Origin of the sequence: Pusillimonas sp. T2 (assembly GCF_002236805.1) — a bacterium.
GTDB lineage: Bacteria > Pseudomonadota > Gammaproteobacteria > Burkholderiales > Burkholderiaceae_B > Neopusillimonas.
Genome location: NZ_NIQA01000001.1, coordinates 656,245 through 678,291, shown reverse-complemented (window position 1 = coordinate 678,291; position 22,047 = coordinate 656,245). Strand labels below are relative to the sequence as shown.

The window sequence follows — 22,047 nt, the reverse complement described above, 5'->3', positions numbered from 1 at the left end:
TTTTTTAAGCCGCGCAGTTGGGGTCCAGGTTCTGGGTTTCGGTTGTGGGGTTGGCCTGAGTAAGGCGAGTTGTTCAAGTCGTGGTGGTGGTTTTAAGAAGTTGATTAAAAACTTTTTAAAATAAACTGCAAAACGATTTGACAGCGATAAAAAAAGGGTTCATAATCTCGTTTCTTCGCTGATCAAACAGATCAACGAAGCGCAGCAAGACGAAGCGCTTGCGGTTCGGTAGGGTTTAGATTCTACGGCACCGATGTGGCAAACGTGTTGCAGCGACACTGCTCTTTAACAATTAAACAACCGATAAGTGTGGGCACTTTGAAGGTAGCCACTTTGGCCGACACCCTTCTCACGAAGGGGCTAAAGTAATACTACATAAGTGCTTACACAGAAATAAGTCAAGCTGCGGTTCATTTATGGATCGCAAATACTTGTTTATTTCTTTGAGCATAGCGACGTATGACCTGGCCTTCGGGCTAAGGAAAATACGATTTACAGGTTTAAACTGAAGAGTTTGATCCTGGCTCAGATTGAACGCTAGCGGGATGCTTTACACATGCAAGTCGAACGGCAGCACGAAAAGAGCTTGCTCTTTTTGGTGGCGAGTGGCGAACGGGTGAGTAATGTATCGGAACGTACCCAGTAGCGGGGGATAACTACGCGAAAGCGTGGCTAATACCGCATACGCCCTACGGGGGAAAGGGGGGGATCGCAAGACCTCTCACTATTGGAGCGGCCGATATCGGATTAGCTAGTTGGTGGGGTAAAGGCCCACCAAGGCAACGATCCGTAGCTGGTTTGAGAGGACGACCANCCGATATCGGATTAGCTAGTTGGTGGGGTAAAGGCCCACCAAGGCAACGATCCGTAGCTGGTTTGAGAGGACGACCAGCCACACTGGGACTGAGACACGGCCCAGACTCCTACGGGAGGCAGCAGTGGGGAATTTTGGACAATGGGGGAAACCCTGATCCAGCCATCCCGCGTGTGCGATGAAGGCCTTCGGGTTGTAAAGCACTTTTGGCAGGGAAGAAACGGCGCTGAATAATACTTGGCGCAACTGACGGTACCTGCAGAATAAGCACCGGCTAACTACGTGCCAGCAGCCGCGGTAATACGTAGGGTGCAAGCGTTAATCGGAATTACTGGGCGTAAAGCGTGCGCAGGCGGTTCGGAAAGAAAGATGTGAAATCCCAGAGCTTAACTTTGGAATGGCATTTTTAACTACCGGGCTAGAGTATGTCAGAGGGGGGTAGAATTCCACGTGTAGCAGTGAAATGCGTAGAGATGTGGAGGAATACCGATGGCGAAGGCAGCCCCCTGGGATAATACTGACGCTCATGCACGAAAGCGTGGGGAGCAAACAGGATTAGATACCCTGGTAGTCCACGCCCTAAACGATGTCAACTAGCTGTTGGGGCCTTCGGGCCTTAGTAGCGCAGCTAACGCGTGAAGTTGACCGCCTGGGGAGTACGGTCGCAAGATTAAAACTCAAAGGAATTGACGGGGACCCGCACAAGCGGTGGATGATGTGGATTAATTCGATGCAACGCGAAAAACCTTACCTACCCTTGACATGTCTGGAATCCTTTAGAGATAGAGGAGTGCTCGCAAGAGAACCGGAACACAGGTGCTGCATGGCTGTCGTCAGCTCGTGTCGTGAGATGTTGGGTTAAGTCCCGCAACGAGCGCAACCCTTGTCATTAGTTGCTACGAAAGGGCACTCTAATGANACCGCCTGGGGAGTACGGTCGCAAGATTAAAACTCAAAGGAATTGACGGGGACCCGCACAAGCGGTGGATGATGTGGATTAATTCGATGCAACGCGAAAAACCTTACCTACCCTTGACATGTCTGGAATCCTTTAGAGATAGAGGAGTGCTCGCAAGAGAACCGGAACACAGGTGCTGCATGGCTGTCGTCAGCTCGTGTCGTGAGATGTTGGGTTAAGTCCCGCAACGAGCGCAACCCTTGTCATTAGTTGCTACGAAAGGGCACTCTAATGAGACTGCCGGTGACAAACCGGAGGAAGGTGGGGATGACGTCAAGTCCTCATGGCCCTTATGGGTAGGGCTTCACACGTCATACAATGGTCGGGACAGAGGGTTGCCAACCCGCGAGGGGGAGCCAATCTCAGAAACCCGATCGTAGTCCGGATTGCAGGCTGCAACTCGCCTGCATGAAGTCGGAATCGCTAGTAATCGCGGATCAGAATGTCGCGGTGAATACGTTCCCGGGTCTTGTACACACCGCCCGTCACACCATGGGAGTGGGTTTCACCAGAAGTAGGTAGCCTAACCGTAAGGGGGGCGCTTACCACGGTGGGATTCATGACTGGGGTGAAGTCGTAACAAGGTAGCCGTATCGGAAGGTGCGGCTGGATCACCTCCTTTAAGAGCACGTTGGTGCAGGGTGGTTATTATTTGAAGTGCTCACGCTTATCGGTTGTTTGAAAGTGCAGTCGGCATGGGTTGTGGTCTGGTGGTATCCAGGTTACAGCAGTGCACCCATCGGGTTAAGGCCAAGGGTCAGTAGCTCAGTCGGTTAGAGCACCGTCTTGATAAGGCGGGGGTCGTTGGTTCGATTCCAACTTGACCCACCATAGTTTTACGAGAAGGGGGATTAGCTCAGCTGGGAGAGCACCTGCTTTGCAAGCAGGGGGTCGTCGGTTCGATCCCGTCATCCTCCACCATACTTCGGTGTGGCTAGAATGGGTGTGAGTTGGGTGATTGGTCTGAGAGTTAAATTCTTGGGTTCCATGCAGGTTAACGAAGAGCATCTTAGGGTATACTCTAGGGTTCTGTTCGTTAGCTTTTAAAAGTAGCTTGCCTTTGGGTGAGGTACTAAAAGTTAGCGGCTGTAAATCGTTCTTTAACAATCAGGAAGAAGCAACAACACAATGAAGTAGTTATGGTGTGTTGCAACGCAAAGCTAAGTGTTTGGCACTTCGGTGTCAGGTAGTTAGTGTCGTGTTGTAGCAAACGATAAGTACGGGTTGTGATTGCATTAAACAATTTAGTTCAAGTAGTTCTCAAAACCAGTCTTAATTTATTAAGGTTGGGCCTTTGAAAATGATGAACGGCACAAACACGCAACTCAAGTTAGAGACCTATAACCTATAACGTTATAGGATCAAGTGACTAAGTGCACATGGTGGATGCCTTGGCGATCACAGGCGATGAAGGACGTAGTAGCTTGCGAAAAGCTGCGGGGAGCTAGCAAACAAGCATTGATCCGCAGATGTCCGAATGGGGAAACCCACCCACGTAAGTGGGTATCACACACTGAATACATAGGTGTGTTGAAGCGAACCGGGTGAACTGAAACATCTCAGTAGCTCGAGGAAAAGAAATCAACCGAGATTCCGGCAGTAGCGGCGAGCGAAACCGGAACAGCCGTGACGATTTAGCATGTTGTATAACCGAAGGCTCTGGAAAGGGCGGCCATAGCAGGTGATAGCCCTGTAGGTGAAATACAGCGTGTGGAACTAAGCGTCAGACAAGTAGGGCGGGACACGTGAAATCCTGTCTGAAGATGGGGGGACCATCCTCCAAGGCTAAATACTCGTGATCGACCGATAGTGAACCAGTACCGTGAGGGAAAGGCGAAAAGAACCCCGGAAGGGGAGTGAAATAGATCCTGAAACCGTGTGCATACAAACAGTAGGAGCCTCTATATGGGGTGACTGCGTACCTTTTGTATAATGGGTCAGCGACTTACATTCAGTGGCAAGCTTAACCGAATAGGGAAGGCGTAGCGAAAGCGAGTCCGAATAGGGCGATTTAGTCGCTGGGTGTAGACCCGAAACCAGGCGATCTATCCATGGTCAGGTTGAAGGCACGGTAACACGTTCTGGAGGACCGAACCCACTAATGTTGAAAAATTAGGGGATGAACTGTGGATAGGGGTGAAAGGCTAAACAAGCCTGGAAATAGCTGGTTCTCTCCGAAAACTATTTAGGTAGTGCCTCGCGTATTACTGCTGGGGGTAGAGCACTGTTATGGCTAGGGGGTCATTGCGATTTACCAAACCATGGCAAACTCCGAATACCGGCAAGTACAGCGCGGGAGACAGAGCACCGGGTGCTAACGTCCGGACTCAAGAGGGAAACAACCCAGACCGCCAGCTAAGGTCCCCAAAATTGGCTAAGTGGGAAACGAAGTGGGAAGGCTTAGACAGTCAGGAGGTTGGCTTAGAAGCAGCCATCCTTTAAAGAAAGCGTAATAGCTCACTGATCGAGTCGTCCTGCGCGGAAGATGTAACGGGGCTAAGCCAGTTACCGAAGCTGCGGGTGTGTATCTTTAGATATACGCGGTAGGAGAGCGTTCTGTAAGCCTGCGAAGGTGGCTTGTAAAGGCTGCTGGAGGTATCAGAAGTGCGAATGCTGACATGAGTAGCGATAAAGGGGGTGAAAAGCCCCCTCGCCGTAAGTCCAAGGTTTCCTGCGCAACGTTCATCGGCGCAGGGTGAGTCGGCCCCTAAGGCGAGGCAGAGATGCGTAGCTGATGGGAAGCTGGTTAATATTCCAGCACCATTGCAGTATGCGATGGGGGGACGGATTGCGAAAGATCATCGGGGTGTTGGATGTCCCCGTTGCTGCACTATAGAAGGCGCTTTAGGCAAATCCGGGCGCGTAATTCAAGGGTGTGGCTGAATAAGACTTCGGTCTTAAACTGATTGGAAGTGGTCCCAAGAAAAGCCTCTAAGCTTCAGTACTGCAAGACCGTACCGCAAACCGACACAGGTGGACGGGATGAATATTCCAAGGCGCTTGAGAGAACTCAGGAGAAGGAACTCGGCAAATTGATACCGTAACTTCGGGAGAAGGTATACCCCGGTAGTGTGATGGGCCTGCGCCCTGAGCATGATGGGGTCACAGAGAATCGGTGGCTGCGACTGTTTATTAAAAACACAGCACTCTGCTAACACGAAAGTGGACGTATAGGGTGTGACGCCTGCCCGGTGCCGGAAGGTTAAGTGATGGGGTGCAAGCTCTTGATCGAAGCCCCGGTAAACGGCGGCCGTAACTATAACGGTCCTAAGGTAGCGAAATTCCTTGTCGGGTAAGTTCCGACCTGCACGAATGGCGTAACGATGGCCACACTGTCTCCTCCTGAGACTCAGCGAAGTTGAAGTGTTTGTGATGATGCAATCTACCCGCGGCTAGACGGAAAGACCCCATGAACCTTTACTGTAGCTTTGCATTGAACTGTGAACCGGCCTGTGTAGGATAGGTGGGAGGCGTTGAAATCGAGTCGCTAGATTCGAGGGAGCCAACCTTGAAATACCACCCTGGTCTGTTTGCGGTTCTAACCTTGGCCCGTTATCCGGGTTGGGGACAGTGCATGGTGGGCAGTTTGACTGGGGCGGTCTCCTCCCAAAGCGTAACGGAGGAGTTCGAAGGTACGCTAGGTACGGTCGGAAATCGTGCTGATAGTGCAATGGCATAAGCGTGCTTGACTGTGAGACTGACACGTCGAACAGGTGCGAAAGCAGGACATAGTGATCCGGTGGTTCTGAATGGAAGGGCCATCGCTCAACGGATAAAAGGTACTCTGGGGATAACAGGCTGATACCGCCCAAGAGTTCATATCGACGGCGGTGTTTGGCACCTCGATGTCGGCTCATCTCATCCTGGGGCTGTAGCCGGTCCCAAGGGTATGGCTGTTCGCCATTTAAAGAGGTACGTGAGCTGGGTTTAAAACGTCGTGAGACAGTTTGGTCCCTATCTGCCGTGGGCGTTGGATACTTGACGGAGCCTGCTCCTAGTACGAGAGGACCGGAGTGGACGTACCTCTGGTGTATCGGTTGTCATGCCAATGGCATTGCCGAGTAGCTATGTACGGAAGAGATAACCGCTGAAGGCATCTAAGCGGGAAACTCGTCTGAAGATTAGGTATCCCGGGGCCTAGAGCCCCCTAAAGGGTCGTTCGAGACCAGGACGTTGATAGGCTGGGTGTGTACGTACAGTAATGTACTTAGCTAACCAGTACTAATTGCCCGTGCGGCTTGATCCTATAACCTTGTAGGTTAACGTGTTCAAGTGCCGTTCAAACAAATTGAAAGTCTGCGCCCAAGGGGTTAACCCCCCAGCGCAGCAACAGCACCGCAAAACAACGCAACCCCCAGAACATCAAACGATGTTCAACGTGTAAAGCACCCAACATACTTCACCGTGTGTGAGCGCCTCAAGGCCCCACACGTTGCTTCTTCCCCGATTGGCCCAGGCTGGCCCAAGAATCAGCCCAGGCAACAAGTTACGCTTGACGACCATAGCGAGGTGGTCCCACCCCTTCCCATCCCGAACAGGACCGTGAAACACCTCTGCGCCGATGATAGTTGATTAACGTCTGTGAAAGTAGGTCATCGTCAGGCTTTTATTCTAAAACGCCCCGCAAATAACTTTGCGGGGCGTTTTTCTTTGTGCGATACAGTCGCGAAACGCGATTCCCCAGTAATATGCCACTATGTCGTTGAATCGAGCAGGATCTCGCTCTGTGGTTAGTGTGGCCGCACCGTTGCCGGTGCGCGACGGTATTGCGCCCAGCCGGGTGCATCTGCCTCAGGGCGATTGGGCTACCATTTTCGACTTCCTTGTCCAGCGTTTCAGGTTTACCGCAGCCTCCGTCATTCACGAACGTCTTGTGCGTGGCGAAATCGTCGACGCCGAAGGCGTACCCATCACGCCCCAGACGCCTTACGCGCCACATCAGTGGCTCTGGTACTACCGCGAAGTCCCTGACGAGCCCCAAGTGCCTTTTGAGATCGATATTTTGTATCGAGACGCTCAACTCCTTGTCATAGATAAGCCTCATTTTCTGGCAAGCATTCCCGGTGGTCGCTATTTAAAAGAAACCGCCCTGACCCGACTGCGTCAACAGTTGGGCTTGCCTGACCTTAGTCCAGTACACCGGCTTGACCGTGAAACCGCGGGTGTGATGATGTTTACTATCGACCCCTCCTGCCGTGGCGCCTACCAAAGCTTGTTTCAAAGCCGTGACGTCACAAAAGTGTATGAGGCCGTCGCTCCGCTGGACCCCTTGTTAACGTTGCCGCTACGTCGTGAGACACGGCTAGACGCCAAATCGACGCACTTCACCATGCAGGAAGTCGAGGGCTTACCCAACAGCAGCACGCTTATCGAATTGATTCGGCCAGTGGACACCTATGGGCTATATCGGCTGACGCCGCACACGGGCCGCAAACACCAGTTGCGTGTTCATATGAGTAACTTGGGCATTCCTATTTGTAATGACCTGTTCTATCCCGAATTGCAGCCCTCATCGATGTTTGATGATTTCTCCAGGCCATTACAGCTGCTTGCCCGAGAAGTATCTTTCTGCGACCCGTACACAGGCAAGACACGCACGTTCTCCAGCAACAGGGTGCTGGCAATGGCCAGCTAGCCTGGTTATATGCACTTAACGATTTCGTAGTTCCGTTCGATGCCACACGCGGGCACACTAACCCTGTTCTTACCCAACAGGTGTTTTTTGTGTCGACGACGATCGAATCGCTTCCCTTGGCCCATGCGGCCATACCCACAGAGCTGCAGGCGCAGTGGCGCGAGCTTCAGGCCAGCCTTGCGCTGATTGCCGAGCGTCACCCTGATGCCGTGTTTGCAACCTCGTTGGCGCCGTCCGACATGGTGCTGACCTACGTCATCGCACAGTCCGCGCTGCCCATTCAAGTATTTACCCTTGACACGGGTCGTCTGCATAAAGAGACGCTGGCGTTGCTTGACGAGACGCGTCGCCGTTTGAATATCCACATTACCGTTTGCCGCCCCGAGGCTCATGCCGTGCAGGAGTTTACGGCAACGCATGGCTTGTTTCCGTTTTACGAGTCTGTGGCCTTGCGTAAGGCCTGCTGCAACTTGCGTAAAGTTGACCCATTAAAGGCCATGTTGAAAGGTCGTTCGGCCTGGCTCACCGGCCAGACACGTGATCAGTCGATTACTCGGACGCAACTGCCTGAGCAAGAGCATGACACGACGTTTGGGCTTGAAAAGTACAACCCGGTTGCCGCCTGGTCTGACGACGCGATCTGGACGGTTATTCGCGCCTTGAATATTCCGTACAACGCATTGCACGATCAAGGCTATCCATCGATTGGCTGCGAGCCTTGTACAAGAGCCATTAAGCCAGGAGAGGATGTCAGGGCTGGGCGTTGGTGGTGGGAGAACAGCGATTCGAAAGAATGCGGCCTGCACGAACACAATTTGAATTACGTTGCGACAAGCACAAGCATTAGCACAAAGGAAGTCTTATGAGTCACCCCGCAGATCGTACCCATCTTGACTGGCTTGAATCAGAAGCCATCTTCATCATGCGCGAGGTGGCGGCCGAGTGTGAGCGGCCGGTGTTGCTGTTCTCGGGCGGTAAAGACTCTGTGGTCTTGTTGCGTTTGGCCGAGAAGGCATTTCGGCCCGGCAAGTTTCCTTTCCCCCTCATGCATATCGACACAGGTCATAATTTTGACGAAGTCATCCAGTTTCGGGACCAGCGCGCTGCAGAGCTTGGCGAAACCTTGATTGTTCGCTCTGTCGAAGACTCAATCCGCCGCGGAAGCGTTGTCTTGCGATCGGAGACCGATTCGCGAAATGCAGCTCAGGCGACCACATTGCTTGAGGCTATCGAGGAATTTGGCTTTGATGCTTGCATCGGTGGGGCTCGCCGAGACGAAGAGAAAGCCCGGGCAAAAGAGCGGGTGTTCTCGTTCAGGGATGCCTTTGGTCAATGGGATCCTAAAGCACAGCGTCCAGAGCTCTGGAATTTGTACAACACCCGGGTTGCCAAAGGGGAAAATATGCGGGTGTTCCCCATCTCGAACTGGACGGAATTGGATGTCTGGCAATACATCGCGCGTGAAAAGCTCGCATTGCCACCCATTTATTACGCGCATGATCGCAGTGTCATCAAGCGCAATGGTTTGCTGGTGCCCTTAACCCCGCTCACGCCGCCTCGCGACGGCGAGACGCCGGAAACAGTGCGTGTGCGCTTTCGTACGGTGGGCGATATTTCGTGCACTTGCCCGGTGGCGTCAGACGCGGCCACACCCGAAGCGATTATTGCCGAGACGGCATTGACGACGATCACCGAACGCGGCGCAACTCGTATGGACGATCAAACGTCTGAGGCGTCGATGGAACAAAGAAAGAAACAGGGGTATTTCTGATGAATGCATTGGTTGAACAACCTTTTACGCAAACCGAGACCAGTGTGCTGCGCTTCATTACGGCAGGCTCGGTAGATGACGGCAAGTCGACCCTGATTGGGCGCTTGCTGTTTGATAGCAAGGGCGTATTTGCCGACCAGCTGGATGCCATTGCGCGGTCAAAGTACAAACGAACCGAGGCCAATGAGTTGGATCTGTCTTTGCTGACAGATGGCCTTGAGGCCGAGCGTGAGCAGGGGATTACGATTGATGTAGCCTACCGTTACTTTGCAACGCCAGCACGAAAATTTATTGTTGCTGATGCGCCTGGTCACGAGCAGTACACACGCAATATGGTTACCGGTGCATCAACCGCGCAGGCCGCTATTATCCTGATTGACGCCACACGTGTTCAAGATGGTGAGTTGTTGGTGCAAACCAAGCGCCACAGCGCGTTGGCAGCGTTGTTGGGCATCAAGCATATCGTTGTTGCTGTCAATAAAATGGATCTGATGGGTTGGGATCAGGCTGTCTTTGAGCGCATTCGAGACTCATATGCCGCGCTTGCCACCCAATTAGGCATCGCCAAATTTCATATCCTGCCGGTGTCGGCATTAAAGGGTGATAACGTCGTCAAAGCGTCGCCGTTTACCCCGTGGTACGACGGGCCACCGTTGCTGAGCTTACTTGAGCAATTGCCGCTTGACGCGCCTGTCGCCGATAGCGCGACTCGACTTTACGTGCAATGGGTGATCCGTCATGGGGGCAGCTCGATCAACGATTTTCGGGGCTATGCCGGGCAGGTGTCCAGCGGTCAATTGTCCGTGGGCACACAGGTTAAGGTATTGCCATCTGGGGCTACGGCTCATATTGCCCGACTGTACCGCGGCGGGGAGCCCGTGGAGCATACCGTGGCGGGTGACAGCGTTGTTGTCGAACTGGATCAGGACATCGACGTATCGCGGGGCGATGTCTTTGTGACGGGGCAGCACCCGGTGCATGTCGACAAAACGTTTGACGCCGAACTGTGCTGGCTCGATCAGCAGCCGCTCAGTCAGGCGCGTACCTACTGGCTCAAAATCGGGACGCGTCTGACGCAAGTCAAGTTGAAGGCCGTTCATTCGCGGCGTGATATTCATACCCTTGGCCAAGCCCAAGTCGAGCAGCATGCCCTGCAGATGAATGATATTGGCAAAGTGACGTTGACGGCTCGAGATGCGCTGGTGCTAGACCGATATCGTGATTTGCCCGGTACGGGGGCTTTCATCCTCATCGATGCTGCTACCCATCAAACAGCCGCAGCCGGGATGATCCAATAGCTTGCACTACAATCGAAACCCTCTGATGTCACCGGGTTTCGATATGTCTGATTCAATGAAGCAGCGGCTCGATGCGATTCGCCTGCGCATGGCCCAGGCCTGTGAGCGCGTCGGTCGGGACGTTGCCGACGTTCATTTGTTGGCGGTCAGCAAAACGTTCGATGCCAATGCTGTTCGTGAAGCTGCCGCGCTGGGTTTGAACGCTTTTGGCGAAAGCCGTTTGCAAGAGCTTCGCGACAAGCTGCCGCAATTGTCCGACCTTGATCTGCGTTGGGTGCTTATAGGCCATTTGCAAACTAACAAGGCAAAAGACGCGGCGCGTTGGGTACACGAAGTTCAATCGCTAGATCGTCTGGCTTTAGCCGAAGTGTTGCATCGTCGGCTGCAAGACGAAGGGCGCAGTATCGACGTGCTAGTCCAGGTTAAAACCTCGCCGGAACCGTCCAAGTTCGGGCTCGACCCCGTCGACCTGCCCGACTTTCTTGATGCCCTTAAGGGCTTCCCTACGCTTCGGGTCAAAGGGCTAATGACGTTGGCCATCAATTCTGACGACGAGCACGCTGTACGTGGGTGTTTTCGCCGCTTGCGCCAATTGCGTGACGAGGCACAGGCGATTGGGCATCATGACGTGAAGCGATTGTCGATGGGCATGACGGGCGATTTCGAGTGGGCCATTGAAGAGGGTGCGACTGATATCCGTATCGGGTCGGCCCTTTTTGGCGTGCGCGACTATGCACCGCATTGAATCCACACAGGAAAAACAGTATGAAATTCTGGAAATGTTGGCTGGCCGGTTTAGGGTTGGGTTTAGCCAGTGCTGCAGTACAGGCGCAGACGCTTGATGTCGTCAAGCAACGGGGTTACTTGCAGTGCGGGGTTACCACTGGCTTTGCGGGGTTTTCCGCCCCTGACGACAAAGGGCATTGGCGAGGCCTCGACATAGACTTGTGTCGCGCAGTCGCAGCAGCTGTATTGGGCGACGCCGAGAAATACAAAGCAGTACCGCTTAACTCCCAGCAGCGTTTTACGGCACTGCAGTCGGGCGAAATTGATGTGCTGGCTCGCAACACCTCGGTAACGCAACAGCGCGACACAGCACTGGGGGTGATTCATGCCGGCATCAATTTTTATGATGGTCAGGGCTTCCTGATTTTAAAGTCGCTGGGTGTAAAAAGCGCTAAAGAGCTCGATGGCGCGACTATCTGCCTGCAAACAGGGACATCTAATGAAAACACGCTGGCCGATTGGGCGCGTGCCAATAATATTCGTTATAAGCCGGTGGTTATTGAGCAGTTTAATGAAGCCGTCGGTGCCTTTGCGGCGGGTCGTTGCGATGTGTTCTCAACCGATGCGTCGGGGTTGGCCGCCATTCGGGCTTCACGTTTAGGTAACCCCGACGATTACATCGTTTTGCCCGAACTCATTTCTAAAGAGCCGTTGGGGCCGTTTGTCCGGCAAGGGGACGATGCCTGGCTGAATATTGTGAAATGGTCGTTGACGGCTATGCTTCTGGCCGAAGAGCTGGGCGTTGATTCAAGCAATGTAGACGCTCATGCTCAGCAGTCAACGCCTGCCGTACAGCGGCTTCTTGGGGTTTCGGGCAATGCCGGCAAAAATCTCGGGCTTGATGCGCGCTGGGCTTATCAAATCATCAAACAGGTGGGCAATTACGCCGAAAGCTTTGAGCGCAATGTTGGGCAGGGTAGCCCCCTGAAAATTGATCGAGGGCTGAATGCGTTGTGGAGCCAGGGTGGGTTGATGTACCCGTTGCCTATTCGGTAGTCACGCCCGGATCCAAAACGGCACTAAGCCGCTTTAACGCCGGCGGTAAACCAACGAGATTTGTGCAAAAGCGGTTTGCAGCTCGCGGGTGCCGCCCTGGAAAACTACCGGCCGGCCCTTGCTGACAAAGCAAATCAGTTTTTTTGAGGAAATCAGCGGGATAAATTTGGTGAACTGGATGTCATCCCAAGTGATCAGGCGTTGGCTAAGCCAGCTTTGCTGGATGCCTTCGGCCGTAATGCGGGTGACCGATGTGGTCATGTAGCGCGCCACAACAATCAGCGCCACGTAGCAAGCGACCAGACTGGCGGCCACGTATGGATTGACGTTCTGCCCATTGGGCCCGGTGGCGGTGATAATAAACTGGAAGGCGATGAGGCCAAGCATGATCCATGCCGCGATTTTTATCCAACGAGGCCATGACGCTCCTTCGATGGGTAGCGGACCCAGCTTTTGCATGAGTTCGGCGTGTTCTTCAGCAGAGGGACGTTGGCTGCGCAGCATAGAGTATTCAGTGGTTCGCGTTAAAAAGTTAATGGGTGGGGCCTGTTGTGCCTGCGACTCTTTGCAGGCGGCCGTCGGGCAGTCGGGCTACCCGGTTATCAAGTTCAAGCAGGGTTAAGCGGCTATTCAGCAGGGTAATGTCTAACCCGGTACGCTGCAAGAGTGTATCGACATCAATGGGGTCAAAGCCCATGGCGTGCAATATGGGGTCGGGTGTGTCATGACCGGCAGCGCCCGATGCCTGCAAAGCGCCGCGTGTTTTGGGCAATGCACCGACAACGTGTAAAGGCTTACCCAGGCCCGGCAAAACACCCGAAATTTCTTCCAGAATATCTTGTCCTGACTCCACCAGCTTTGCCCCTTGCCTGATGAGTTGATGACAGCCTTTGGACAACGGTGAGTGAATGGAGCCGGGAATGGCGAATATTTCGCGGCCCATGTCGCCGGCCTGGCGCGCCGTAATCAGCGAGCCGCTTTGCACGGCGGCTTCTACCACCAGCACCCCCCGGCTCAAGCCCGCGACAATCCGGTTGCGTCTTGGAAACTGGTAAGGCATGGCGCGTTGACCCATGGGAAACTCAGAGATCAACGTACCGTATTCGACGATTTTGTGGGCCAGGTCGCGGTTGCGTGCAGGGTAGATAATATCGATGCCTGTTCCCATGACGGCTAACGTGCCGCCGCCGTTTGGGCCGGCGTCCAGAGCCCCCTGGTGGGCGGCCGTGTCGATGCCCGATGCCAGGCCACTGACAACACACCAGCCGCGTTCGGCCAGATGGCGGGCAAATGCGCTGGCGTTTTCAAGGCCGCCGGGGGTGGCGCTGCGTGCGCCCACAATCGCAATGCTGGGGCGGTTTAGGGTGCTAAGCTGCCCATTGACGTACAGCACCAGCGGCGGGTCGTGGATTTCGAGCAAACTGGCGGGGTAGTCGGGGTCGGCTAGCGTTAACAGATGGTGGCTGGGGTGTTCGAGCCAGCGCTGCGTTTGCGCAATGGCCTGGGCAATGTCTGCTGATGGGGCTTGCGCAAGCTGCAGGGCCAGATTTTGAGGCAGAAACTTCATGAGTTGTGCCACAGATTGCGTAAAAATAGCTTGCGGCAGCCCGATGGCCGCCAGCAGATGGCGGGCCTGTGCGGGCCCCAGACCGGGCTCAAGCGTCAGGCGCACCCAGGCAGCCAATTCGTCGTGATCAAGAGATACAGGCATAGCGCAGCAGTTTGCCACAGAGTTACAGGCGGCGTGAAATGGTGCGCGACATAAACATCTGCCGGCCGTGACCGGAAGGCGGTTGGTATAATGGAAGACCACCTTTTAAACTGATTACGCCATGGCTTTGCTTCCCATCCTTCGTTATCCAGATCCGCGCCTGCACAAGGTGGCCAAACCGGTCGAGACGGTCGACGATCGTATCCGCCAGTTGGTACGCGACATGGCCGAAACCATGTATGACGCGCCCGGAGTGGGGCTTGCCGCAACACAGGTCGACGTTCACGAGCGCGTCGTTGTCATCGACGTCTCTGAAGAAGGTAACGATTTGCGGGTTCTCATTAACCCCGAAATCATCGAAAAAAGCGACGAGCGCCAGGTTTACGAAGAGGGGTGTCTCTCTGTGCCGGGTATTTACGACCGGGTCGAACGCGCGGCACATATCCGAGTGCGTGCCCTGAACGAAAAGGGCGAGACCTACGAGTTCGATGCCGACGGCCTGCTGGCGGTTTGTGTGCAACACGAGCTCGACCACCTCGAAGGTAAGGTTTTCGTCGAATACCTCTCGTCGCTGAAACTGAACCGCATCAAAACCAAATTGCGCAAGCAAGAACGCGAACTCGATAAGGTATAACCGGCAATGCGTGTTGTTTTTGCCGGCACCCCCGAATTCGCCCGCATCGCTCTCGATGCCATTCTTGCTGCCGGGCACGAGGTACCCTTGGTGCTGACACAGCCCGATCGCCCTTCGGGCCGGGGGTTAAAGCTCACGCCAAGCCCGGTCAAGCAGGCGGCATTGCAGGCCGGCATTCCTGTCCAGCAACCGCGTAGCCTTCGGCTCGATGGCAAGTATCCGGAAGATGCCCAGGCGGCCAAGGCAGCCCTGATCGAGGCCCGGCCCGATGTCATGGTGGTTGCGGCGTATGGGCTGATTTTGCCCCAATGGACGCTGACCCTGCCGCCTGCGGGTTGCTTGAATATCCACGCCAGCTTGTTGCCGCGTTGGCGCGGCGCGGCCCCAATTCAGCGGGCCATCGAGGCGGGTGACGCCGAAACTGGCATTACCATCATGCAAATGGACGAAGGCCTGGATACCGGCGATATGCTGCTGGTGAAGTCCCTACCCATTAGCGCAACGCATACGGCAGCGCAACTGCACGATGCCTTGGCCGAATTGGGTGGTCAATGTATTGTCGAGGCTTTGCACGCGCTGTCGCAACAATCGCTGGCCCCGGCACCGCAGCCCGAGGCAGGTGTGTGTTATGCCGCCAAACTTAACAAGGCCGAGGCCGCACTAGACCTGGCGCAACCCGCCGTCGTTTTGGCGCGCCGTGTAAGAGCATTCGACCCTGTACCGGGGGCAACCTTGCAGCTACCGGGTTGGGAGGCGCCCATTAAGGTCTGGGCCGCTCAAGCCATGCCGGCCGTAAAGGCCCTGGAACCTGGCACCATCGTGGCAGCTTCCGAGGCAGGTCTTGATGTGGCCACTAGCGATGGCGTGTTGCGCATTTTGCAGGTGCAAAAGCCGGGCGGAAAGCGCCAGGATATCGGCGCTTTCTTGCGGGGTTCGCCTCAGATCGTTTCGCCGTAAAGGTCGTATTCGTCAGAGTCGGTGACTTTAACTCGCACCAGGTCGCCCGGCTTCAGGGTGCGGTCGGTCGTTACAAAGACATTGCCATCAATTTCGGGCGCATCGGCGCTCGATCGGCCAATAGGGCCATCTTCGTCAATCTCGTCAATCAGCACGTCGATTTCCCGGCCGACCTTTTGGGCCAGGCGCGCCGCCGAAATGGCTTGCTGGTGAGCCATAAAGCGTTCCCAACGTTCCTGTTTGACTTCGTCGGGAACTGGATCGGGCAGCTCGTTGGCTTTTGCGCCGTCGACGGGAGAGTACTGAAAGCAACCAACGCGATCAAGTTGTGCCTCGGACATCCAATCGAGCAGGTACTCGAAGTCGTCGTCGGTTTCGCCGGGGAAACCCACAATGAATGTCGAACGTAGTGTGAGTTCGGGACAGGTTTCGCGCCACTGTTTGATACGTGCCAGGGTTTTGTCTTCGAATGCCGGGCGTTTCATGAGTTTGAGGACGCGAGGGCTGGCATGCTGGAACGGGATGTCGAGATAAGGCAGGATTTTGCCTTCGGCCATTAACGGGATCACCTGATCGACATGGGGATAGGGGTAGACATAGTGAAGTCGGGTCCAGATCCCGAACTCTGACAGCGCCTCGGACAGCTGCGTCATGTGTGTTTTGATGGGGCGGCCATTCCAGAAGCCACTACGGAACTTGATGTCGGCCCCGTAGGCGCTGGTATCTTGCGAAATAACCAGCAGCTCTTTCACCCCGGCGTTGACCAGCCGTTCGGCCTCGCTCATGACGTCGCCGATGGGGCGGCTGACCAGGTCGCCGCGCAGCGACGGAATAATACAGAAGCTGCAGCGGTGGTTACAGCCTTCCGAGATCTTCAGATACGCGTAGTGCCGGGGGGTAAGCTTGACCCCTTGCGGCGGGACCAGATCGGTGTAGGGGTCGTGCTGGAGGTTGGGCGGGGCGGCCTCGTGAACGGCGCGTACCACCTGTTCGTATTGTTGAGGGCCGGTAACCGCCAGAACAGAGGGGTGTACATCGCGGATGACCGACTCGTCGACCCCCATGCAACCGGTCACAATCACCCGGCCGTTCTCGGCAATGGCTTCGCCAATGGCGTCGAGCGATTCGGCTTTGGCGCTGTCGATAAAGCCACAGGTATTAACGACCACAACGTCGGCGTTATCGTAGTCGGGTGTAATGGCATAACCCTCGGTGCGCAACTGGGTCAGAATACGTTCGGAGTCGACCAGCGCTTTGGGGCATCCCAGACTGACAAAACCAACTTTTGGGGAACTCATGCGTTAACCTCTTGAGCCTTAAGGCTTGAAAGAAAAAAGAATTTTACTGCGTTGTGCCGTCGCGCACAGCGACGGCGTGCAGCTAAATTAATGCTACATTCCCGTGGAATGAATTTTTACGACTATTTGACAACGTGACCGACGCGACAACCCCTTCCCGCCATGCGCTTTCCGACATTATTTTGGCCAGTGCGCAATGCCTGACGGCGGTGCGCGAAGGGCGGTCGCTATCCGATGTGATGGCACAAACTCCGCCAACCCTGAAGGGGGCGACGCAAGCGGTCAGCTTTCATGTCATGCGCCATTTGGGCCAGGCCCTTGAGGTCAAGCACATGCTAGTTGCCAAAACGCCGCCCGTGCCATTGCTCGATGCGGTGCTGCAGGTGTCGTTGTGTTTGCTTGATACCGCCATGGTTGCCGAGCAGTTGACCCGCGAAGGCAAGCCGGTACGCCCTGATTGGCCGGTCTATGCCGTGCACACGGTGGTAGATCAGGCTGTAAGCGCCGTAGCTGGACATCGGCGCATGCAAAGCTTCAAGGCGCTGGTCAATGGTGTTTTACGTCGTTTCACGCGTGAGCGCGAGGCCATTTTAACGCGCGCCCGCGGCAACCCCGAAGCTCGATGGAATCACCCCAACTGGTGGGTTCGACGACTGCGCCAAGCTTATCCTGACCAATGGAAGGCGGTGCTCTCAGCCGCACAGCTTCCTCCGCCCATGACGCTGCGCGTCAATACGCGAAAGCGCACAGTCACGCAGTTTCTGGCCGATTTGGGCGCGGCAGGTATTAATGCACATGCGGTCCAGCTCGAAGGGATTGCCCATGGCCCCGACGCAGCGGTGGTGCTCGAACATCCACGACCTGTACAAGATATTCCGGGCTTTGCTCAAGGGTGGTGGTCGGTGCAAGATGCCGCCGCCCAACTGGCAGCGCCGTTGCTGGGCCTTCAGTCGGGTATGCGTGTGCTTGATGCGTGTGCAGCGCCAGGCGGTAAAACCGCGCATTTGCTCGAGTTGGCAGACCTTGATTTGGTCGCGCTTGATGCTGATGCTTCAAGGTTGGCCCGTGTCGGGCAGAACCTGGAGCGGCTGGGGTTGGCCTCGAGCCATGTCAAACTGACGGCCGCCGATGCGTCGCGACTCGACACTTGGTGGGATGGTCAGCCCTTCGATGCTATTTTGGCCGACGTGCCGTGTACGGCGTCAGGGGTCGTTAGGCGTCACCCAGATATTCTGTGGTTGCGTCGCGAGGCCGACATCGCTCGTACGGCCGCCTTGCAGCGAAAAATCGTGAAGGCGTTGTGGAAGACCCTGAAGCCGGGCGGGCGGTTTTTGTATGTGACCTGTTCCGTGTTTCCTCAGGAAGGCGAGTCTCAGGCGCAGTGGGTACTCGAACAGCACCCCGATGCCGTGCGTCTGGATGCCCCGGGCCAATTGTTGCCTTTGCCGGTCGATGGTCAGGCGGCAGCGCACGATGGTTTCTTTTTTGCCCTGTTTGCAAAGCAGGCCGCTGTCGACAACAATAATGCGTCATGACCTTTTTTCGGCGCCTGTTTTCTGTCTGGTGTGTTGTTGGTCTGTTTGTTGTAATACAAACGGGCTGGTCGCTTGCGCACGCCGATCAGATCGTCAGCGTCGAGCCGGTTGTGCGCAATGGTCAGCTATACATTGACGCAGACGTCGACATTTATGTTGATCCCGAGCTGCGTCAGGCGGCTGAAAAAGGCATGCCCTTGTATTTCACGACCGATCTGGAGATCGTGGCCGACCGTTGGTGGTGGTTTGATAAGGTGCTGGCCAACGAGCAACAGACTTTTCGGTTGTCTTATAACGTGCTGACCCGCCAATGGCGGGTTGGGGCTGGCGACCTGACCTTGCCTGAAGCTACCTTCGAAGACGCGTTGGCTTACGTCAAACACATTCGGGGTTGGGCGGTCGCGCCGGCCGACGCCTTTGAAACGGGCAAAGAATATAGTGGCCGCCTTCGTCTTCGTCTCGATACTTCTCGCCTGCCGCGCCCGTTTCGCATCGATTCTTTCAACAGCAGCGTCTGGTCAATTGTGACCCCATGGAAAGATTTCTTATTTTCAATTTCTCCGCAAACACCCGACCCGTCCTGAAATGGGCGATTCGGCTGACGCTGGTCATTGCGGTGATCAGCGCGCTGGCGTTGCTGAGCCTGCTGGTTTGGTCAACGGGTAATGCCTCACGGTTTGCTCAGCACTACGACACACTGTTAGGCCTGAATGCGGTGTTCGCGGTCACCCTGGTGTTCTGGGTTGTGGTGCTGGCCGTGCGCCTAGTGCGCCAGATTCGTCGGCGACAGTTCGGAGCCCGTTTAACGGCTCGTTTCGCGTTGTCGTTTGCGCTGATCGGGGTGTTGCCCGGCGCCCTGATTTATGTGCTCTCGGTTCAGTTCATGTCGCGCTCCATCGAGTCGTGGTTCAACGTGCGGGTCGATAGTGCGCTTGAGTCCGGTTTGAGTCTGGGGCGGGCCGTGCTCGACCTTCAACTGGCCGACCTGAACGTTCGCGCCAAGTCTATGGCCGAGCAACTGGGCGACAAACCCGATGCGGACATGGGGGTATTGATCTCTCGCCTACGTGAAGAGGGCAGTGTCGCCGAAGCCATGGTTTTTTCTGGGAGCGGCCGCACAGTGGCCTTCTCAACGGCCGATTATGGCAAGCTGATACCCGACATGCCGCCGCAGCACGTCATGAATCAGTTGCGGGTATCGCGCAGTTATGCGGCGGCTGAGGCCGACGATGTCGGACAAGGACTACGCCCCGAAGGGGATCTGCATACGGGTTTGTTCTTGCGGGTCGTTGTCCCTATTCAGCGACTCGACCGGTCTACGACGGCATTGGGCGTGACGCCCGAAGTGCGCTGGTTGCAGGTCATCCAGCCGGTGGCCGAGCAAATTGCGCGCAACGCCAGCCAGGTCGAGCAAGGCTTTCGCGATTACCAAGAGCTGGCGCTCTCTCGTCAGGGGTTGCGTAAGCTTTACGGGATAACGCTGACATTGGCATTGATTCTGGCGGTGTTCGCGTCGGTAGTGGTGGCCCTGGGTGTTTCTCGTCGTCTTGTTCGTCCGCTATTGACGCTGGCAGCAGGTACGCAGGCCGTGGGTGTTGGCGATTACCGGCCCCTACCCGAGCCTCCCGAAAAGGACGAGGTTGGCCAACTGACTCGTTCGTTCAATGCCATGACGCGTCAACTCGACGAAGCTCGGCAGATGGTCGAACGCAACCGGCAACAGCTCGAGCGAACCAATGTTTATCTCGAGTCGGTACTGAGCAACTTGTCTTCGGGGGTGCTGGTTTTTGATGAAGGCTTCCGGGTCAGTATGTTCAACCAGGGGGCTCAATCCATCTTGCGTGTCGATTTGCGCTCGGTTAAAGGCCGCCCGCTTGAAACAGTCGATGGTGCATTTACGTTGTCTCAACTGATCCGCCATGCGTTTGCGGCTCATGCCGCAGTCGAGTCGGAGCGTGCATATTGGCAGCAGCAGTTTGAGCTAGAGCGTGAGGCGGCCAGCGATAACGAAGCCAAGAAAAATGTTGTGACCTTGCTGGCGCGCGGTACCCACCTGACGGTTGATGGCCGGGCGAATGGGTATTTGGTCGTTTTTGATGACATCAGTGAGGTCATTTCGGCCAACCGCACCGTTGCTTGGGGCGAAGTGGCGCGGCGTCTGGCTCACGAAATCAAGAATCCGTTGACGCCCATTCAGCTGTCGGCCGAACGCTTGGCCATGAAGCTGGCGTCGCGCCTGGATGATACCGACGCGGCCATGTTGATGCGCTCAACCAATACCATTGTCAATCAGGTAGCGTCACTCAAGAAAATGGTCGATGATTTTCGTGAGTACGCCCGCACGCCGCCGGCCCAGATGCAGTCACTTGACCTGAATGTGCTGGTGTCTGAAATTATGACGCTATACGGTTGGGACCCTTCCGGTGCCGTCGTGCGCGATGAGCCGACAGGCTTGCGGATCGAGGCCGACCTGCAAGCCGACCTGCCTCACATCGAAGGCGATCCGACTCAGTTGCGCCAGGTGATTCATAACCTTCTGGCCAATGCGCGCGATGCGGTTTCGTTGGCCGGCGCGACAGAGGCTAAAATCTATGTGCAGACCAAACTGACGTTCTCGCGTATTAACGACGAGGGTCCGGAAATTCAGGCGGTCCGGCTGACGGTTTCCGACAGCGGGCCGGGGTTCGAGCCGCAGGTGCTGACCCGGGTCTTCGAGCCCTATGTCACCACAAAATCGGCAGGAACCGGCCTTGGGCTGGCAATCGTCAAGAAAATTATCGAAGAGCACGGCGGTCGCATTGATGTGTCGAACCGTCGCGAAGGGGGTGCTCGGGTGTCTATTTTGTTCACGCGGCTGCTAAATTCTGCCGCTGCGCTGGACGAAGCCGGGCGAGGGTACGATAATGCGAAAAAAATATAGGTGATGCTTTATGGCCAGAATACTGGTGGTAGACGACGAAATCGGCATTCGAGAGTTGTTGTCTGAAATCCTTTACGACGAAGGGCATACCGTTGAGTTGGCTGAAAACGCCGCTCAAGCGCGGGCAGCCCGTCAGCGCGCGCGCCCTGACCTGGTGCTGCTCGATATCTGGATGCCCGATACCGACGGTGTTAGTTTGTTGCGCGAATGGGGGTCACAAGGCCTGCTCGATATGCCTGTCATCATGATGAGTGGCCATGCCACGGTCGACACGGCGGTCGAGGCCACGCGGATTGGTGCGGTCGATTTTCTCGAAAAGCCCATTACGTTGCAAAAGTTGCTGAAGACCATTGCGGCGGCGTTGGCACGCCCAGTGGTCAGTCGTGGTGCGGCGGCTTCAGCGGCAGCTCCGGCAAACGCAGCTATGGCAGCGGCTCCGGTCATACAGTCGTCGGCCGCAACGCCAGCAGTTGCTGCCGCTGCCGAAGCCTCGGTAGCGCTCGAGCCACATGCCCTGCAGCTTAGTAATATCCCGCTCGATCAGCCGTTACGCGATGCGCGCGACGAATTCGAACGTATTTATTTTGAATACCACCTGGCACGAGAAAATCACAGCATGACGCGGGTTTCCGAGCGCACCGGCCTGGAGCGCACGCACTTGTACCGGAAGCTTAAACAGCTGGGTATCGACGCATCGCGCCGTCGCCAAGAGTCGCGCTAGGTTGCGTTAAGCA

General features: G+C 55.6%; 15 protein-coding genes, 2 tRNA genes and 3 rRNA genes. 17 read left to right on the top strand and 3 right to left on the bottom strand.

Annotated elements, in window-relative coordinates:
• Positions 1–502: 502 nt before the first annotated feature.
• From PuT2_RS03125 to PuT2_RS03075, 11 genes are all read left to right on the top strand, one after another.
• A 16S ribosomal RNA gene (locus tag PuT2_RS03125) occupies positions 503–2,394 on the top strand.
• Positions 2,395–2,526: 132 nt separating this feature from the next.
• Positions 2,527–2,603: transfer RNA gene (locus tag PuT2_RS03120), tRNA-Ile, on the top strand.
• Between the two features lie 14 nt (positions 2,604–2,617).
• Positions 2,618–2,693, top strand: a tRNA-Ala gene (locus PuT2_RS03115).
• Positions 2,694–3,131: 438 nt separating this feature from the next.
• A 23S ribosomal RNA gene (locus tag PuT2_RS03110) occupies positions 3,132–6,018 on the top strand.
• A gap of 245 nt (positions 6,019–6,263) precedes the next feature.
• A 5S ribosomal RNA gene (gene rrf / locus PuT2_RS03105) occupies positions 6,264–6,376 on the top strand.
• Together the 16S, 23S and 5S rRNA genes with 2 tRNA genes alongside form the textbook arrangement of a ribosomal RNA operon.
• Before the next feature lie 92 nt (positions 6,377–6,468).
• Positions 6,469–7,407: a pseudouridine synthase gene (locus PuT2_RS03100; RefSeq protein ID WP_093969544.1), complete on the top strand. Its 939-nt coding sequence runs from the start codon at positions 6,469–6,471 to the stop codon at positions 7,405–7,407.
• 89 nt (positions 7,408–7,496) lie between these two features.
• Complete coding sequence (locus PuT2_RS03095; protein ID WP_254046919.1) at positions 7,497–8,273, top strand: phosphoadenylyl-sulfate reductase; 777 nt, start codon at positions 7,497–7,499, stop codon at positions 8,271–8,273.
• A complete protein-coding gene (cysD, locus tag PuT2_RS03090; protein ID WP_093969543.1) occupies positions 8,270–9,178 on the top strand; it encodes a sulfate adenylyltransferase subunit CysD in 909 nt (302 codons plus the stop codon). Before PuT2_RS03095 ends, cysD begins: the two co-directional genes overlap by 4 nt.
• A complete protein-coding gene (locus tag PuT2_RS03085) occupies positions 9,178–10,476 on the top strand; it encodes a sulfate adenylyltransferase subunit 1 (RefSeq protein WP_093969542.1) in 1,299 nt (432 codons plus the stop codon). The genes cysD and PuT2_RS03085 overlap by 1 nt, the downstream gene beginning before the upstream one ends.
• Positions 10,477–10,519: 43 nt before the next feature.
• Positions 10,520–11,221 (top strand): YggS family pyridoxal phosphate-dependent enzyme, encoded by a 702-nt coding sequence (locus PuT2_RS03080; protein WP_093969592.1) that lies wholly within the window; start codon positions 10,520–10,522, stop codon positions 11,219–11,221.
• Between the two features lie 20 nt (positions 11,222–11,241).
• Positions 11,242–12,258 carry an amino acid ABC transporter substrate-binding protein gene (locus tag PuT2_RS03075; RefSeq protein WP_093969541.1) on the top strand — a complete coding sequence of 339 codons (1,017 nt, stop codon included), beginning with the start codon at positions 11,242–11,244 and terminating at the stop codon, positions 12,256–12,258.
• A gap of 33 nt (positions 12,259–12,291) precedes the next feature.
• On the opposite strand, the gene PuT2_RS03070 is transcribed toward PuT2_RS03075, so the two are convergent.
• Together PuT2_RS03070 and dprA are read right to left on the bottom strand one after the other, a co-directional pair.
• Entirely contained in the window at positions 12,292–12,762 is a 471-nt protein-coding gene (locus PuT2_RS03070) for a hypothetical protein (protein WP_093969540.1), read from the bottom strand.
• 28 nt (positions 12,763–12,790) lie between these two features.
• Complete coding sequence (gene dprA / locus PuT2_RS03065) at positions 12,791–13,969, bottom strand: DNA-processing protein DprA (protein ID WP_093969539.1); 1,179 nt, start codon at positions 13,967–13,969, stop codon at positions 12,791–12,793.
• A gap of 121 nt (positions 13,970–14,090) precedes the next feature.
• On the opposite strand from dprA, the gene def reads away from it, so the two are divergent.
• Both def and fmt read left to right on the top strand, forming a co-directional pair.
• Positions 14,091–14,603 carry a peptide deformylase gene (def, locus tag PuT2_RS03060; RefSeq protein ID WP_093969538.1) on the top strand — a complete coding sequence of 171 codons (513 nt, stop codon included), beginning with the start codon at positions 14,091–14,093 and terminating at the stop codon, positions 14,601–14,603.
• Positions 14,604–14,609: 6 nt separating this feature from the next.
• Positions 14,610–15,560: a methionyl-tRNA formyltransferase gene (gene fmt / locus PuT2_RS03055; protein WP_093969537.1), complete on the top strand. Its 951-nt coding sequence runs from the start codon at positions 14,610–14,612 to the stop codon at positions 15,558–15,560.
• Here the strand turns inward: fmt and rimO are convergent.
• A complete protein-coding gene (rimO, locus tag PuT2_RS03050; protein WP_093969536.1) occupies positions 15,542–16,858 on the bottom strand; it encodes a 30S ribosomal protein S12 methylthiotransferase RimO in 1,317 nt (438 codons plus the stop codon). The genes fmt and rimO overlap by 19 nt on opposite strands.
• Positions 16,859–16,992: 134 nt before the next feature.
• On the opposite strand from rimO, the gene rsmB reads away from it, so the two are divergent.
• The 4 genes from rsmB to PuT2_RS03030 are packed head-to-tail and all read left to right on the top strand — an operon-like array spanning position 16,993 to position 22,034.
• A complete protein-coding gene (gene rsmB, locus PuT2_RS03045; protein WP_093969535.1) occupies positions 16,993–18,393 on the top strand; it encodes a 16S rRNA (cytosine(967)-C(5))-methyltransferase RsmB in 1,401 nt (466 codons plus the stop codon).
• Positions 18,390–18,977, top strand: a complete 588-nt coding sequence (locus tag PuT2_RS03040; protein WP_093969534.1) for a DUF4390 domain-containing protein — start codon at positions 18,390–18,392, stop codon at positions 18,975–18,977. Before rsmB ends, PuT2_RS03040 begins: the two co-directional genes overlap by 4 nt.
• Positions 18,974–21,313, top strand: coding sequence for an ATP-binding protein (locus PuT2_RS03035; protein WP_093969591.1), 2,340 nt, complete (start codon positions 18,974–18,976; stop codon positions 21,311–21,313). Before PuT2_RS03040 ends, PuT2_RS03035 begins: the two co-directional genes overlap by 4 nt.
• Positions 21,314–21,323: 10 nt before the next feature.
• On the top strand, positions 21,324–22,034 hold the full coding sequence (locus tag PuT2_RS03030) for a response regulator (protein WP_093969533.1): 711 nt from the start codon (positions 21,324–21,326) through the stop codon (positions 22,032–22,034).
• Positions 22,035–22,047 lie beyond the last annotated feature (13 nt).